Raw genomic sequence first — 14,114 nt, forward strand, 5'->3', positions numbered from 1 at the left:
TCCCCGACTTAACCCGTCTGGAGTGCGAACTAGTTCGCACTGGTCTCTTTTGCTCGTGCGATGCTGTGCTGCCTTGTTACTTGCGCTGGTAGTTCGCGACGTTGCCTTGTGCTGCGCGTGCGGCGTCGATAGGTATGGGCAGTGGCGAAGGCGGTGCGATTTCGTCCCACAGCGTCACCGACGAGCCGTGCACCAGCTGCGGCGTTGCCGCGACCATCACCATGCCCACTGCGCCGCCGCGCTGACGCGACAGCACCTGGTCGTCGAGCGCGATGTCGCTCATGGCTGCGCCGTCGGCGGGCACGCTCAGCACCTGCGCGCTGTTCGTTTCGGTTTCACTCGCGATATTTGCGCTGTCCGCGGTCGCCGCGACGTTCGATGTTTCATCCGCGGCGGGATCGGTCGCCTGTTGCGCGGCCGACACAGCCGGCTCGGCGCTGATGGATTCCTGTGCGTTCGCGCCGGCGGGCAGCGCCGCCAGCGCGATGGCCACGCACACGGCAAGGCTGACGGGCAGCAGGGGAATCGGGTTCGAGTCGATGCGGAAAACGAGTCGCATGATGTCTCTCCTTGGTGCGGGAGATTTAGCGAAACGTGTGCCATCCGTCGCAATCCATTGATGCAATTGGAACCGTTGAAATGCGTGAGACGCCGCGCGTTCCAAATCGTACGAAAACGTTTCAGCTCTGAAACCTCGGCCAGAAAACACGCAAATTTCAAATGGATGCGTTAAGTGCAACGCGAGCGTAGTACGTTGATAAAAAAGTCAGGTGAATGCGCTTCCACCTAATAAATGCCTCGGCAATGAACCTGCTGATGAGGCGCAAACCCTTGCCGCACAAGGCTAAACGATTTAATTCGCATATTTGTTTTCGGCGGCTCGCGCGTATAGTAAGCTCTCATCCACAGACATGATTTTAAAAAGCCCAGTACTGGGTCGTTTCAATACACGCGCCGTTTTTCGGGGATCAGCTGTCCGTACGGAATGGAATGGCCGTTCGGTTTTCGCTGTTTGCGAATCCCGTGCGAATAGGCGTGCCTGAAAGCTAAATCCAGATCAGCACATGCCGTCATCCTTAACGTTCGTTGACGAGAGGATCTGAATAATGGAATCCGCCACGCGGCAACTGATTTACGTATCAAGAGATCCGAGCGCTGAGTTAAACACGCGTTTTCATGAGCGTGGGTGGCATGTCGAAGTCGTCGGTTCCGCCCGCGACGCGCGCCGCGCCGTGCGCTCGGGGATGGCGGCGGGTGGTCTGCTCGATCTGTCGAGCTGTTTCCAGCAGCATGAAATCGCGGCTTTCGAGTCGTGCCTGACCATGCCCAATGTCGGCTGGGTCGCGACCACGATGGCCGGCCAGCTGCAGGACGCCGCGTTGCGCCGGCTCGTGCGCGACTACTGTTTCGATTATGTGACCGTGCCTTATTCGGGCGACCGGATCGTCGATTCCGTCGGTCATGCGTATGGCATGGTTTCGCTCGGCGAGCCCGCTTCGAACGATGCGTCGCAAGGCGGTTCGGAAGGCGAAATGGTCGGCTCGTGCGACGCGATGCTCGCGCTGTTCCGCTCCATCCGCAAAGTGGCGATGACGGACGCGCCCGTTTTCATTTCGGGCGAATCGGGCACGGGCAAGGAACTTACGGCCGTCGCCATTCACGAACGCTCGTCGCGGCGCAATGCGCCGTTCATCCCCATCAACTGCGGCGCGATTCCGCCGCATCTGCTGCAATCGGAGCTGTTCGGCTACGAACGCGGCGCGTTTACGGGCGCCAACCAGCGCAAGATCGGGCGCGTCGAAGCGGCCAACGGCGGCACGCTCTTCCTCGATGAAATCGGCGACTTGCCGCTCGAAAGCCAGGCGAGCCTGCTGCGCTTCCTGCAGGAGCGCAAGGTCGAACGGCTGGGCGGACACGGCTCGATCGAAGTGGACGTGCGGATCATTTCCGCGACGCACGTCGATATGAACACGGCGATGATCGAAGGGCGCTTCCGCTCGGACCTGTATCACCGGCTGTGCGTGCTGCAGATCGACGAGCCGCCGCTGCGCGCGCGTGGCAAGGACATCGAACTGCTCGCGCGGCACATGCTCGAACGTTTCAGGAAAGATGCGAGCCGGCGTCTGCGCGGCTTCGCGCCCGATGCGATCGCGGCACTTCACAACTACAGCTGGCCGGGCAACGTGCGCGAGCTGATCAACCGCGTGCGTCGCGCGATCGTGATGTCGGAAGGGCGGGCGATCACCGCGCGCGATCTCGAACTGGCCGAGTACGTCGAAATCGTGCCCGTATCGCTCGCGCAGGCACGCGAGGCGGCCGAGCGGCAGGCGATCGAACTCGCCTTGCTGCGTCATCGCGGGCGTCTGGGCGATGCCGCGCAGGAACTCGGCATTTCGCGTGTGACGCTGTATCGATTGCTCTGTTCGCACGGCATGCGGCATATGGAAACCGAGCCGATGGCTCAGCATGCGGAAATGCCGTCGACGATGCCGCATCTGTAAGCGCATCGGTTGCCTGACTGTTTTGCGTAGAAAGCCCGGCTGGATGGCCGGGCTTTTTTGTTTCTGAAGCCAGGTTTCAGGCGCATTCGCGGCGCGTCTATGCCGTTCAGCCAGTGCGCTCACCTGCCGTCGTCCGGCTTGCTAGAATCGTGGTTTTCCCAAAAACGGTTCGATGCGCGCCCGCGCCACGCCGAAGGAACCCGCATGAAACAGTACCTCGACCTCGTCCGCACGATCCTCGATACCGGCAGCTGGCAGGAAAACCGCACCGGCATTCGCACGATCAGCATGCCCGGGGCGATGTTGCGTTTCGATCTGCAGCAGGGTTTCCCGGCCGTGACGACGAAGAAGCTCGCGTTCAAATCGGCGATCGGCGAACTGATCGGTTTTCTGCGCGCGTCGCGAAGCGCCGCCGATTTCCGCGCGCTCGGCTGCAAGGTCTGGGACGCGAACGCTAACGACAACGCGCAGTGGCTCGCCAATCCTTACCGCCAGGGAACGGACGATCTCGGCGACGTCTACGGTGTGCAGTGGCGCCAGTGGCCCGCCTACAAGGTGCTCGACGCGACAGCGAGCGCACAGCTGGAAGACGCGGCATCGCGCGGCTATGCGCCCGTCACCGAGTTCGAAGAGGGCGGTGTGCGCAAGGTGCTGATGTACAAGGCAATCGACCAGCTGCGCCAGTGTCTCGACACGATCATGAACAACCCGTCCGACCGGCGGATTTTGTTTCACGCGTGGAATCCGGCCGTGCTCGAGGAAATCGCGCTGCCCGCGTGCCATCTGCTGTACCAGTTCCTGCCGAATGCCGCCAAGCGCGAGATTTCGCTGTGCCTTTATATCCGCAGCAACGACGTCGGTCTCGGCACGCCGTTCAATCTGACGGAAGGGGCCGCGTTGCTGCATCTCGTCGGGCGGCTGACGGGCTATACGCCGCGCTGGTTCACGTATTTCATCGGCGATGCGCACATCTACGAGAATCAGCTCGACATGTTGCAGCAGCAACTGACGCGCGACCCGTATGAGAGCCCGCAGTTCGCGATTTCGGAGCGGGTGCCCGAGTATGCGAAGACGGGCGTCTACGAGCCCGAGTGGCTGGAAAAGGTCGAGCCGTCCGATTTCTCGCTGGTCGGCTACCGGCATCACGAGCCGCTGACGGCGCCGATGGCGATCTGAGCTCCGGCAGTTTTTCGGCCTTAATGTGAAAACGCCCACCGCGAATCGCGGTGGGCGTTTTTGTTTGCGGCGATGGACGGTGCAGCGTGGCTTATCCGTGATGGTGCTCGTCGTGTCCGCCGCCCGTCGCGCGCTGTTCCTGGTGCTGTTGCGGTTGTGACTGGGGCTGCGGGTGCGGCTGCTGGGCCTGCTGCGGAGGGCGCGGTTGTGCCTGAGGCTGCGGCTGCGGATGGAATTCCTGACGCGGCTGTTGTTGTGGCTGCGGATGGAATTCCTGACGGGCTTGCTGTTGAGGCTGCGGTTGCGGATGAAACTCCTGACGCGGCTGCTGTTGCGGCTGCGGGTGGAATTCCTGCCGGGCCTGTTGCTGCGGCTGGGGCTGCGGATGAAACTCCGCGCGCGGCTGAGCCTGTGGCTGAGGCTGCGGATGCATCTCGGCTCTCGGCTGTTGCTGGGCCTGCGGTTGCGGTCGCATCTCGGGATGCGCTTGCGGCTGCTGCATCGGCGCGGCCGCCTGTTGCGTGCGTGGATCGGGCCCGTGCGCGGGCTGTCCTTGAGCGGTTCCGCCGCCAAAACCATTCGCAGGTCGCTGCATGGGCGCATGCTGCTGCTGGGCGACCTGTCCCGGCGCCTGTCCCGCGCCGGATTGCTGCGGATTACCGCGCTGCTGCGCCATCGGCGCATGGTGCTGCGTCCACATCGGTTCGTGCTGCTGACCTGCTGCCGCTTCCGGACGTTGCGCGCCGCCGGGTTGTCCTTGTTGCTGCGGCGCGCCGTTCATCGGATGCCCGCCCGCGAATTGCGGCGGACGCGGCACGCCATTGCCTGCCTGCATCGGCATGCCGTGCTGTTGACCGTTGTTCTGCGGCCCGCCGCTGCCCGGTCGAGGCTGTCCGCCAGGCGCACCGGCGATCTGCCCTGGCGCGAAGCCGTGTCCCTGCATCCCAGGCTGCCGCCCATCCATCTGCGGTACTGCGCCGCCCGGGCGTTGAGCATTAGGACCACCCGCCATCTGTCCCGGCGCACGCGGGTTGATGACAGGCCCATGCGAATTCACAACGCGAACGTTCGCCACGGGCCCATTAGGCCTATTAGGCCCATTACCACCAAGCGTCTTCCCCGGAAACTGCGCCGGCACGGACGTATGCACGATCGGCTCGCCTGCACCCGGCACGCGGCCGTGACCACCTTGCGCGAAGTTCTGCGCGAGCCGGTCGTGAAACGCGGCCGGCATACCCGGATTGCGCGTGCCGACCACAGGCCGCGCCATCGCATTCGACGGCGGCCGATACGTGGCATTGCGCATCCCCGGCGCGAAGCTCTGCCGCACGGGCGCAATACCCGGCCCGCCCGCATTGAAGCGCGCGTTGTGCCACTGCGCGGGATCGACGCGCTGGCCGAAGTGATTGGTCGGCTGTCCGTGGACAAAGTCCGTCGCCCGCATGCCCGTCACTGCGTTCGGCGCGCGGTAGTTGATGTACGTGTTGTGGATGTTGTTATGGATATCGACGCGGTTATTGACGACGACCGTGTTGTTCACGCGCTCGTAGTAGCGCGGGCTCCAGTCGTGACCGCCGCCCCAGTGCGGGTGCCACGGCTCGCCGGGTCCGAGTGCGAACCACGCAAGACCCGCCGCGGCCACGCCGCCGACGGCCAGATTCACGCCCCAGTCGTTGCCGCCGTCACCGTCGCCGACAAACGCGACGAGGGCAGGCGCATACACGGGCGGCTCGCTGACGACCGCCTGTCCCGGCACCCAGGCCCAGGAATCGTCGACATACGCCCAGCGGCCATAGTGATACGGCGCAAAGCCCCACGGCGCATCGTCGACCCACGTCCAGCCCCACGGCGCCTGCCAGACCCAGTGACCATCGTGATAAGGCGCCCAGCCCGCGGGCGCCTGATTCGGCGTCCACACTTCGCCGTACTGCGGCGTGTTGCGCCACGTGCCGTTCGCATCGAGATCCTGATAGCCGGGCATTTCGCGCGACACATAGCGCGCCGACACCGAGCGATCCTCGGCGGCGTCGCGGCTCGCGGCCCACTGATCGAACGGATCGGCGCCTGGCGCGCCATTGGTGGCCGCCTGTTGCAGGCTCGTGCCCGTGAATGTGACCTGCTGACCGGCACCGACGGGCACCTGGCCGTTGTCGCCATAGACGGTCGCGCTGCCGTTGCGCACGGTGACGGTCGTGCTGCTGCCATCGGGTGCGACATCGACGCGATAGTCGCCGGGCGCGTTCACGCCCAGCGCGAGATTCGGCGTGTCGATCTCATACGACGAGCCGGGCGCGATCAAACGCACGCGCGTCGACAGCGTGCCTTGCGCGACTTTCAGCTGAGCGCTGTTGTCGTCGAGATTGAGGACGTCGAGGCTGGTCTGCTCGCCCATGCGCACGGCCGTCGACCCGATGTGCAGCTCCGAGCGCGCGTTCTTGTCGTTCCAGAGCTGATCGCCTGTCGTGAGCGGGCGGTTGACCTGCGCGTACGACCAGTCGGAAGCGCCTGCCGGTTCGGTGGTGACCGTGCCCGCCATGTAGTTCAGACGCGCGACGCGTCCGGGCGGATCGCTGTCCGGCGCACTTTGCGCGTAGTTGGCGGGCGGCGGCGCTTCCTGCGCCCAGGCGGATTGCAGCGCGAGAGTCGTCAGCGCGCCCGCGACGGCGAACGCGACGATCGACGTCCGATGTCCGCCGGATCGCGGGGCAGGTTCGTTAGGTGCAGCTTTCGTGCGTGTGGCGAGTGATTTCATGGTTGTCGCTCCATCGGGCGTCGCAACACGCGATGCCGAGTGAAATCACTCTACCCGGCGCCCCTGTTTCAAGGCTCTCTCATTTGTAAGCCACCTCAACGGCGCTGTAACAAAAGTTGTCGTGCCTTTCGCCTTGTCAGACGAATCGTTCGTCAATGCGTGAGAAAGTCGTCGAAATGACGATGCCCGGCGGGCGTCACGCGCAGGATTCGCGGGCGGTCGGTGCGTTCGACCCAACGGCGTGCCGACCACGAATCGAGCAGCGCCGCACCCAGCGCGCCGCCAAGATGCGGGCGACGTTCGCTCCAGTCGGGGCAAGTGCACGCGAAGCGCCGCCGGCGGGTGCGATGCTGCGACACGTCGATACCCCAATCGGCCAGCAAGGCAGCGCCGTCAGCGGTTGCGTCGAGCGCGTCGCCGTCGACAGTCAGCAGTCCGCCGTCGACGAGCCGTTCGTACACGCGCACGGCCAGTTCGCCCGCCATGTGGTCATAGCAGGTGCGCGCATAGCGCATGTCGACGGGCACCGTGCGCGCCGGACGCGGCACGGCCCGCTGCGGCGCGGCTGCCTGCGCGACATTCGCGAGCGCCTCGATGGTCGCGGCGATTTCCGCCGACGCAATCCTGAAATAGCGATGCCGCCCGCGCACTTCGAGCGCGAGCAGCCCGCCGTCCGTCAGACGCGCGAGATGCGCGCTCGCCGCCGACGGCGACAGGCCCGCAATCAGCGTCAGTTCGCCCGCCGGACGTGCGGTGCCGTCCATCAGCGCCCACAGCATCGCGGCGCGGCCGGGATCGGCGAGCAGCGCGCCGATATGGCTCAGGCCGGGAAAGTGGCTCGGTTCCGAGGGAAATGCAGCAGTCATCGAAGTCTCCCGTGGTCGGTTTCGCTTGTCATGACTCCACTCTAAGCGTCGTGCGTATTCGATGTTTCAGGTTGTCGTGAAGCGTCGCATGCATTGTTGCGTACGTTGCCCAGCCGAGGCAATCTGCGGCCGCTCAGGGGTCCAGGCTAGAATCAAAAGACCATTTCCATTCGACGTTTAGCGAACGACGCAGTCATGAAAATCCTGTTTGCCATGCTCACCGCCGTCGTCCTTTGCAGCGCGTGCGCGCAGGGCGGGTCGGGATCGTCGTCGGCCGGGTCGGGCAGCATCACGATGTACGGCACGATCGACGAAGGCGTCTCCTTCCACAACTGAGACCCGGGCCGCGAGGCGCAGAAGGCGCGCGTGCACATCTGGCAGGAATTGATGCATCATTGGCCTTTCTGCCAAGGCGATCGATGTGACGATGCCGACATCGTCACCCAGCCGCGAGGCCACCGATGCCGTCATCTTCCACCGCCGCTCCCGCCGTCACGGGCCACGCCGATCCGCACGGCCGCCGCGCCGCGCGCGTGCTGGCCGTTTGTCAGGCGCTCTACACGTCGTCCGTATCGATCGATCTGACGCTTACGGGGCTCGTCGGCTACACGCTCGCCGACGACAAGTCGCTCGCCACGCTTCCGTTTTCGCTGATCACCGTCGCCGCCGCGCTGACGACGGTCTTCGCGTCGTTCCTGATGGCGCGCATCGGCCGGCGCGCGGGCTTTCTGCTGGGCGCGGGCATCGGCGCGGCGGGCGGCGCGATCTCGGTGTATGCGATCTTCCATCACAGTTTCTGGGCGTTTTGCGCGGGCACGGCGACCGTCGGCGTGTTTCAGGCCTTTGCGCAGTACTACCGGCTCGCCGCCGCCGACGCCGTTCCCGTCGAAGCCAAGAGCCGCGCGATCTCGACGGTGCTCACAGGCGGCGTCGTCGCGGCCGTGCTCGGGCCCGCGCTCGCCGCGTGGAGCAAGGACTGGCTCGCGCCCATCGCGTTCGCCGGTTCCTATGCGCTCGTGACGGGACTCGGCTTGCTGTCGATGGCGCTCGTCGCAGGCCTGTATCGCGATGCTGCGCCGCACGTCGACGCCGCCGCGCACCGCGAACCCGCGCGTCCCTGGCGCGCGATCGTTCGCCAGCCGATTTTCGTCGCGGCTCTGGCTAACAACGCGCTCGGCTACGCGGTGATGATGTTCGTGATGACGGCGACGCCGATTGCCGCCGTCGCGTGCGGACACTCGATCGGCGATGGCGCGCAGATCATCCAGTGGCATCTGGTCGGCATGTTCGCGCCGTCGTTTTTCTCGGCGCGCTTGATCGCCCGGTTCGGCGTGCTGCGCGTGATCGGCGCGGGCATCGTGCTGTCGGCGCTGTGCGGCGTGCTCGCGCTGCGCTCGACCGATCTGCCGCATTTCTACGCGGCGCTCGCGTGCCTCGGCGTCGGCTGGAACCTGATGTTCGTCGGCGGCACGACGTTGCTTGCACAGTCGTACCGGCCGTCGGAGCGCGCGAAGACCCAGGCGACGAGCGAATTCACGACCTTTGCGTTCTCGGCAGTCGGTTCGCTGTGCGCGGGGCAGATGCTCGCGCACTTCGGCTGGGCGGCCATCAACGCGGCGATTTTCCCGTTCCTCGCGCTGGCTGCGTTTGCGACCTTGGCGTTCGCCTGGTCGCGCAAGCGCATGGCGGCGTCGTCGAGCTTCTGAACGCTTTCCGATAACGAACCTGAACAAGAACGCGATGAACGACACGCTGGACAACGATCCGCCCGCACCCAAGGTGCGCCATGTGGTGTTCGCCGTCGCGCCAAACCTGGTGCTGCTCGACGCCAGCGGTCCGCTGGAGGCGTTTCATCGCGCCGAACTGACGGTGCGCGACGCCCGCCGCATTCCCGCGACATCGCGCGAGCCCGTCGCGTACCGCACGACGGTCGCGTCGATCGACGGCGGCGTGCTCGACACGTTTCCCGGTTTGCCCGTCGTCACGCAACGCCTCGATACGCTCGACGACGAACCCATCGACACGCTGATTGTGCCAGGCATTCCCGTCGACGATCCGGGCACGTTGCAACCCGCGCTGATCGACTGGATCGCGCGGCGTGCGCCGAACGTGCGGCGCGTCTGCTCGGTGTGTACGGGCGCGTTCTATCTGGCGGCGGCGGGCGTGCTCGACGGGCGCCGCGCGACCACGCACTGGCGCGACGCCGGACGGCTCGCCGAGCGCTTCCCGCGTGTCCACGTCGACGCCGAGCCGATCTTCATCCGCGAGCCGCTTGCAGATGAGCGCTCGATGTGGACCTCGGCGGGCGTGACGGCAGGCATCGATCTCGCGCTCGCGCTGATTCAGGAAGACTACGGGCATCCCGTCGCGATGCAGGTTGCGCGGCGGCTGGTCGTGTTCGTCAAGCGGCCGGGCGGCCAGTCTCAGTTCAGCGCGGCGCTCGCGGCGCAGGCGTCGGCGGGCGGCGCGTTCGACGGACTGCACGGCTGGATGGCGTCGAACCTGAACGGCGACCTGTCCGTCGAGCGGCTCGCCGAAGAGGCGCGCATGAGTCCGCGCAACTTCGCGCGCCGCTATGTCGACGAAGTGGGGCGCACGCCCGCGAAAACCGTGTCGGCGATGCGGCTGGAGGCGGCGTCGCGGGCGCTGGCCGAGTCGCGCCGTCCGTTGAAGCGGATTGCACTCGATTGCGGCTTCGGCAGCGAGCAGAACTTGCGGCGCGCGTTCATGCGCAGCTTCGGCGTGCTGCCGCTCGATTACCGCGAGCGTTTTGCGTCAGCGTTGCGCTGAGTCGAACCTTGTTCAACGCATGCTCGCGCCGCGTAACCGCGAGGCGCGAGCGGGCCAGATACCGCGATAGCACAACGGCCGCCTTATTGCCCTCGTATAATCGGCTCCTTTCGATTTGTTTGACCGGAGTCAAGATGAGCACGCCAATCGCCGCGCCGCTGGATCGTTCAGAAACCACGTTCCGCTTTCTCGCCGAGCCGACCTCGGTCAACTTCGGCGGCAAGGTGCACGGCGGCGCGCTGATGAAATGGATCGACGAAACCGCGTACGCATGCTCGGCCGTCTGGTCGGGCCGCTACTGCGTGACGGTCAGCGTCGGCAATATCCGTTTCCGCCGGCCGATCCACGTCGGCAATCTGGTCGAACTGCGTGCGCGCGTCGTCGCGACGGGGCGCACCAGCATGCATATCCATGTGTCCGTGCACGCGGGCGATCCGAAGGGCGGCGAACTGCTGCAAACGACGGACTGCCTCGTCGTGATGGTCGCCGTCAACGAGAACGGCAGCCCCGTGCCCGTGCCGTCGTTCGTGCCGCAAACCGACGAGCAGAAGCGCCTCGCGAACTACGCGATGGACGTGAAGGCCGCGCTCGATGCGATCGTCGACCTGAAACCCGAGGAAGTGGCGCAAGGCAAGGTCTGATGCGCTGGACGGATGCTCGCCTTGCGTTCACGGCAAGGCGAGCATCGTGACTGACTGACGATGGAAGAGAAGGGCGTTAGCCTTTGGCGTTGCCGACCATGTCGTGCGGACGCACCCATTCGTCGAACTGCTGTTCCGTCACATAGCCGAGCGAGAGCGCCGATGCCTTCAGCGTCGTGCCTTCCTTGTGCGCCTTCTTCGCGATCTTCGCGGCCTTGTCGTAGCCGATGTGCGGATTGAGCGCCGTCACGAGCATCAGCGACTCATTCAACAACTGATCGACGCGCTCCCGGTTCGGCTCGATGCCGACGGCACAGTTGTCGTTGAAGCTGTGCATGCCGTCGGCGAGCAGGCGCACCGACTGCAACACGTTATGCGCGACCATCGGCCGGAACACGTTCAGCTCGAAGTTGCCGCTTGCGCCGCCCACGTTCACCGCGACGTCGTTGCCGAATACCTGGCAGCACAGCATCGTCACCGCTTCCGATTGCGTCGGATTCACCTTGCCCGGCATGATCGAGCTGCCCGGCTCGTTCTCGGGAATCGACAGTTCGCCGAGGCCGCAGCGCGGGCCGCTCGCCAGCCAGCGGATGTCGTTGGCGATCTTCATCATGCTTGCTGCCAGCGTCTTTAGCGCGCCGTGCGCGAACACCAGCGCGTCGGCGGCGGCCATCACTTCGAACTTGTTCGGCGCCGACACGAAGGGCAGGCCCGTCAGGCGGCCGATCGCGGCGGCCACGTCGCCGGCGAATTTCGGATGTGCGTTGAGGCCCGTGCCGACCGCCGTGCCGCCTTGCGCGAGTTCGTACAGATGCGCGAGCGTCGACTCGATGTGCTTCGCGTTCTGGTCGAGTTGCGCGACATAGCCGGAGAATTCCTGGCCGAGCGTGAGCGGCGTCGCGTCCTGCAAATGCGTGCGGCCGATCTTCACGATATCGGCGAATGCCTTGGCCTTTTTGTCGAGCGTCTCGCGCAGCGTCTTCACGGCGGGCAGCAGATGCTTGACGATACCGACGGCCGCCGCGACGTGCATCGCCGTCGGAAACACGTCGTTCGACGATTGGCCGCGGTTCACGTCGTCGTTGGGATGGACGAGGCGCGCTTCGCCGCGCGCGCCGCCCATCAGTTCGCTCGCGCGGTTCGCGATCACCTCGTTGAGGTTCATGTTGGTCTGCGTGCCGGAACCCGTTTGCCAAACCGCGAGCGGGAATTCGTCGGGATGCTTGCCTTCGATGATTTCGTCGGCGGCGGCCATGATCGCCTTTGCCTTGGTCGCGTCGAGTACGCCGAGGTTCAGGTTCACTTCGGCGGCGGCGCGCTTGATGATCGCGAGTGCCGTGATCAGTTCAGGCGACTGCTTTTCCGTCGAAATCTTGAAGTTCTGCAGCGAACGCTGCGTTTGCGCCCCCCACAATTTCGCGTTCGGCACGGCGATTTCGCCGAACGTATCGCGTTCCATGCGTACATCTTCGGTCATGTTCTACTCCGCTTGACTGGGTGATCGGAAGGCTTCCGGGGAAAGCGGCGCACAGGCCATATGCGTGCGCCACAGGGCTGCCGCTATAACTGCTCGTCGACTGGCAGCAACAAGAATAGACCCGTCAGCGCATTGCGGTAAAAGCCCGCGCCGGGATCGAGGTTGTAGCGACGGATCTGGCCGTTTTCCTCGTCGGTCCAGACCAGCTTCGATTGCGGCGTCGCCGAGTTGCGCAGCGCGGCGAGTTCGTCCGGCGTCGCGAGCGTAACGCGGTAGCTCATGGCGGGCGCCGTCGCCTGATCGAAGAGTTTCGCGACCTGCTCCGCGAGCGGCGGGCTGTGGATCACGAGGGCGAGTTCCGTGTTCAGATGCGCGGAGCGCGGATCGAGATTCATCGAGCCGATCACGAGCGTCTGACGGTCGATCACATACGTTTTCGCATGCAGGCTCGCTTTGGAGCGCGAACCGAACAGACCCGCCGTCGGTGGCTCGCTGCCTTGCGTCGGCTTGAACTCGTACAACTGCACGCCGCGTTCCAGCAGCGGCACGCGATACGGGCTGTAACCCGCCTGCACGGCGACGGCGTCCGTCGCGGCGAGCGAATTGGTCAGCACCTTGACGGTCACGCCGCGCTTGACCAGTGTGCCGAGCGCATCGACGCCCGCCTGGTGCGGCACGAAATACGGCGACGTGATGAGAAATTCGCGCTGTGCGTCGTGCATCAGTTCGATGAGCCGCTGCATCGGCGGGCTTTTGTACTGATCGGCGGGCAGCTTCATTTTCTCGGGCGAATCGACCTTGAACTCGGCGGGCGCCCAGACCAGCTGCAGTTCGTGTTTCGCGATCTGCGCGGCAAGCGGCGTCGCGTTCAGCGGCTTCGCGTTGTACGGCTCGGCGTTCTTGCGCCAGTGCGCGCGCAACTCGTCGCGCATTTCGTCGAGATCGTGCGGATCGAACTTCTGTTTGTTCAGCGCGCGCAGCGGATACGCGTTGCTGTCGTTCCAGTACGCGTCGAAGCTCGCGGAGATGTCGGCCGTGATCGGGCCGGCCGCGAGCACGTCGATATCGCGGAACTGCAGCGTCGGGCTCGCGCTGAAGTATTCGTCGCCGAGATTGCGGCCGCCGACGATCGCGAGCTGGTTGTCGGCGATCATCGCCTTGTTGTGCATGCGCCGCGTGAAGGCGCCGACTTGCGTGAAGAAATTGCGGCTGCGCTGATAGAAGCTCGTCGACGCGCTGCCGAACGGGTTGAACACGCGGATCTCGATCTTGTCGTGCGAGTTGAGCGCGGCCATCACGCGATCGATGTCCTTGAAGTTCAGGTCGTCGACCAGCATGCGCACGCGCACGCCGTGATCCGCTGCGTAGAGCGCGGCGGCGAGCAGCAGCTTGCCCGTCGTGTCTTCTTCGGCGATGTAGTACTGCATGTCGAGCGTCCTGGTCGCCGAGCGTGCGAGCGCGATGCGCATCTGCAACGCCTCGGTGCCGTCAGCCAGCACGCGAAAACCGGACTGGCCCGGATGCGCCTGCTCGGGTGGCGCGAGGGCGGCGGCGAGGGGCGTGGCATCGGTGGCGGGCAGTGCGTGCGTGACGGGGCGATCGAACGCGGTGGCGGGCGGGCGCGTCGCGCAGGCCGCCAGCAGAAGCGCCGACATGAAGAGCGTGAAAGCGCGTGTCATGCACGCCCCACGTGTGATGCGTATGAACATTGGGCCTCGCTCGATCTGCGGGATTCGCGCGATGCGGTGCTGCGTTGTTCCCTGCGTCGTTGTATTCGAAACGGCAATGCGGCGGTGTCGTTCGTGTGATGAGCCGACACGCGTGACGGATGTTCGTCGTGCTGCCACCCGTCGATCGACCGGGGTCATTCTACGGGCAAACGCAAAAGCGGGTCGGATAGCCGTACTGCGT

The 14,114-nt window shown here is 65.2% G+C and carries 11 protein-coding genes; 6 read left to right on the forward strand and 5 right to left on the reverse strand.

The window, feature by feature from the left end; all coding sequences use genetic code 11:
• Nucleotides 1-76: 76 nt before the first annotated feature.
• Entirely contained in the window at nucleotides 77-559 is a 483-nt protein-coding gene (locus QEN71_RS04315; protein ID WP_201653353.1) for a hypothetical protein, read from the reverse strand.
• 547 nt (nucleotides 560-1,106) lie between these two features.
• Here QEN71_RS04315 and QEN71_RS04320 point away from each other — a divergent pair.
• Entirely contained in the window at nucleotides 1,107-2,501 is a 1,395-nt protein-coding gene (locus tag QEN71_RS04320) for a sigma-54 dependent transcriptional regulator (RefSeq protein ID WP_201653356.1), read from the forward strand.
• Between the two features lie 204 nt (nucleotides 2,502-2,705).
• On the forward strand, nucleotides 2,706-3,677 hold the full coding sequence (locus tag QEN71_RS04325) for a thymidylate synthase (RefSeq protein WP_201653359.1): 972 nt from the start codon (nucleotides 2,706-2,708) through the stop codon (nucleotides 3,675-3,677).
• Nucleotides 3,678-3,768: 91 nt separating this feature from the next.
• Here the strand turns inward: QEN71_RS04325 and QEN71_RS04330 are convergent, their stop codons facing one another.
• Nucleotides 3,769-6,429, reverse strand: coding sequence for a DUF6600 domain-containing protein (locus tag QEN71_RS04330; protein ID WP_201653362.1), 2,661 nt, complete (start codon nucleotides 6,427-6,429; stop codon nucleotides 3,769-3,771).
• A gap of 152 nt (nucleotides 6,430-6,581) precedes the next feature.
• Entirely contained in the window at nucleotides 6,582-7,295 is a 714-nt protein-coding gene (locus tag QEN71_RS04335; protein WP_201653365.1) for an ArsR/SmtB family transcription factor, read from the reverse strand.
• A gap of 195 nt (nucleotides 7,296-7,490) precedes the next feature.
• On the opposite strand from QEN71_RS04335, the gene QEN71_RS04340 reads away from it, so the two are divergent.
• From QEN71_RS04340 to QEN71_RS04355, 4 genes are all read left to right on the forward strand, one after another.
• Nucleotides 7,491-7,631, forward strand: coding sequence for a hypothetical protein (locus QEN71_RS04340; RefSeq protein WP_201653368.1), 141 nt, complete (start codon nucleotides 7,491-7,493; stop codon nucleotides 7,629-7,631).
• Nucleotides 7,632-7,756: 125 nt separating this feature from the next.
• A complete protein-coding gene (locus QEN71_RS04345; RefSeq protein WP_201653371.1) occupies nucleotides 7,757-9,001 on the forward strand; it encodes an MFS transporter in 1,245 nt (414 codons plus the stop codon).
• A gap of 34 nt (nucleotides 9,002-9,035) precedes the next feature.
• Nucleotides 9,036-10,085, forward strand: a complete 1,050-nt coding sequence (locus QEN71_RS04350) for a GlxA family transcriptional regulator (RefSeq protein ID WP_201653374.1) — start codon at nucleotides 9,036-9,038, stop codon at nucleotides 10,083-10,085.
• Nucleotides 10,086-10,219: 134 nt separating this feature from the next.
• Nucleotides 10,220-10,726 carry an acyl-CoA thioesterase gene (locus tag QEN71_RS04355; protein ID WP_201653377.1) on the forward strand — a complete coding sequence of 169 codons (507 nt, stop codon included), beginning with the start codon at nucleotides 10,220-10,222 and terminating at the stop codon, nucleotides 10,724-10,726.
• 76 nt (nucleotides 10,727-10,802) lie between these two features.
• Here QEN71_RS04355 and fumC read toward each other — a convergent pair whose 3' ends face one another.
• Entirely contained in the window at nucleotides 10,803-12,203 is a 1,401-nt protein-coding gene (gene fumC, locus QEN71_RS04360) for a class II fumarate hydratase (RefSeq protein ID WP_201653380.1), read from the reverse strand.
• A gap of 83 nt (nucleotides 12,204-12,286) precedes the next feature.
• Nucleotides 12,287-13,882: a phospholipase D family protein gene (locus QEN71_RS04365; protein WP_201653383.1), complete on the reverse strand. Its 1,596-nt coding sequence runs from the start codon at nucleotides 13,880-13,882 to the stop codon at nucleotides 12,287-12,289.
• Nucleotides 13,883-14,114 lie beyond the last annotated feature (232 nt).

The organism is Paraburkholderia sabiae, assembly GCF_030412785.1.
Lineage (GTDB): Bacteria > Pseudomonadota > Gammaproteobacteria > Burkholderiales > Burkholderiaceae > Paraburkholderia > Paraburkholderia sabiae.

Excerpts from the sequence above, each read along its gene's own strand:
- QEN71_RS04315 (WP_201653353.1), bottom strand. The coding sequence starts at position 559 with ATGCGACTCGTTTTCCGCATCGACTCGAACCCGATTCCCCTGCTGCCC.
- QEN71_RS04320 (WP_201653356.1), top strand. The coding sequence starts at position 1,107 with ATGGAATCCGCCACGCGGCAACTGATTTACGTATCAAGAGATCCGAGC.
- QEN71_RS04325 (WP_201653359.1), top strand. The coding sequence starts at position 2,706 with ATGAAACAGTACCTCGACCTCGTCCGCACGATCCTCGATACCGGCAGC.
- QEN71_RS04330 (WP_201653362.1), bottom strand. The coding sequence starts at position 6,429 with ATGAAATCACTCGCCACACGCACGAAAGCTGCACCTAACGAACCTGCC.
- QEN71_RS04335 (WP_201653365.1), bottom strand. The coding sequence starts at position 7,295 with ATGACTGCTGCATTTCCCTCGGAACCGAGCCACTTTCCCGGCCTGAGC.
- QEN71_RS04340 (WP_201653368.1), top strand. The coding sequence starts at position 7,491 with ATGAAAATCCTGTTTGCCATGCTCACCGCCGTCGTCCTTTGCAGCGCG.
- QEN71_RS04345 (WP_201653371.1), top strand. The coding sequence starts at position 7,757 with ATGCCGTCATCTTCCACCGCCGCTCCCGCCGTCACGGGCCACGCCGAT.
- QEN71_RS04350 (WP_201653374.1), top strand. The coding sequence starts at position 9,036 with ATGAACGACACGCTGGACAACGATCCGCCCGCACCCAAGGTGCGCCAT.
- QEN71_RS04355 (WP_201653377.1), top strand. The coding sequence starts at position 10,220 with ATGAGCACGCCAATCGCCGCGCCGCTGGATCGTTCAGAAACCACGTTC.
- fumC (WP_201653380.1), bottom strand. The coding sequence starts at position 12,203 with ATGACCGAAGATGTACGCATGGAACGCGATACGTTCGGCGAAATCGCC.
- QEN71_RS04365 (WP_201653383.1), bottom strand. The coding sequence starts at position 13,882 with ATGACACGCGCTTTCACGCTCTTCATGTCGGCGCTTCTGCTGGCGGCC.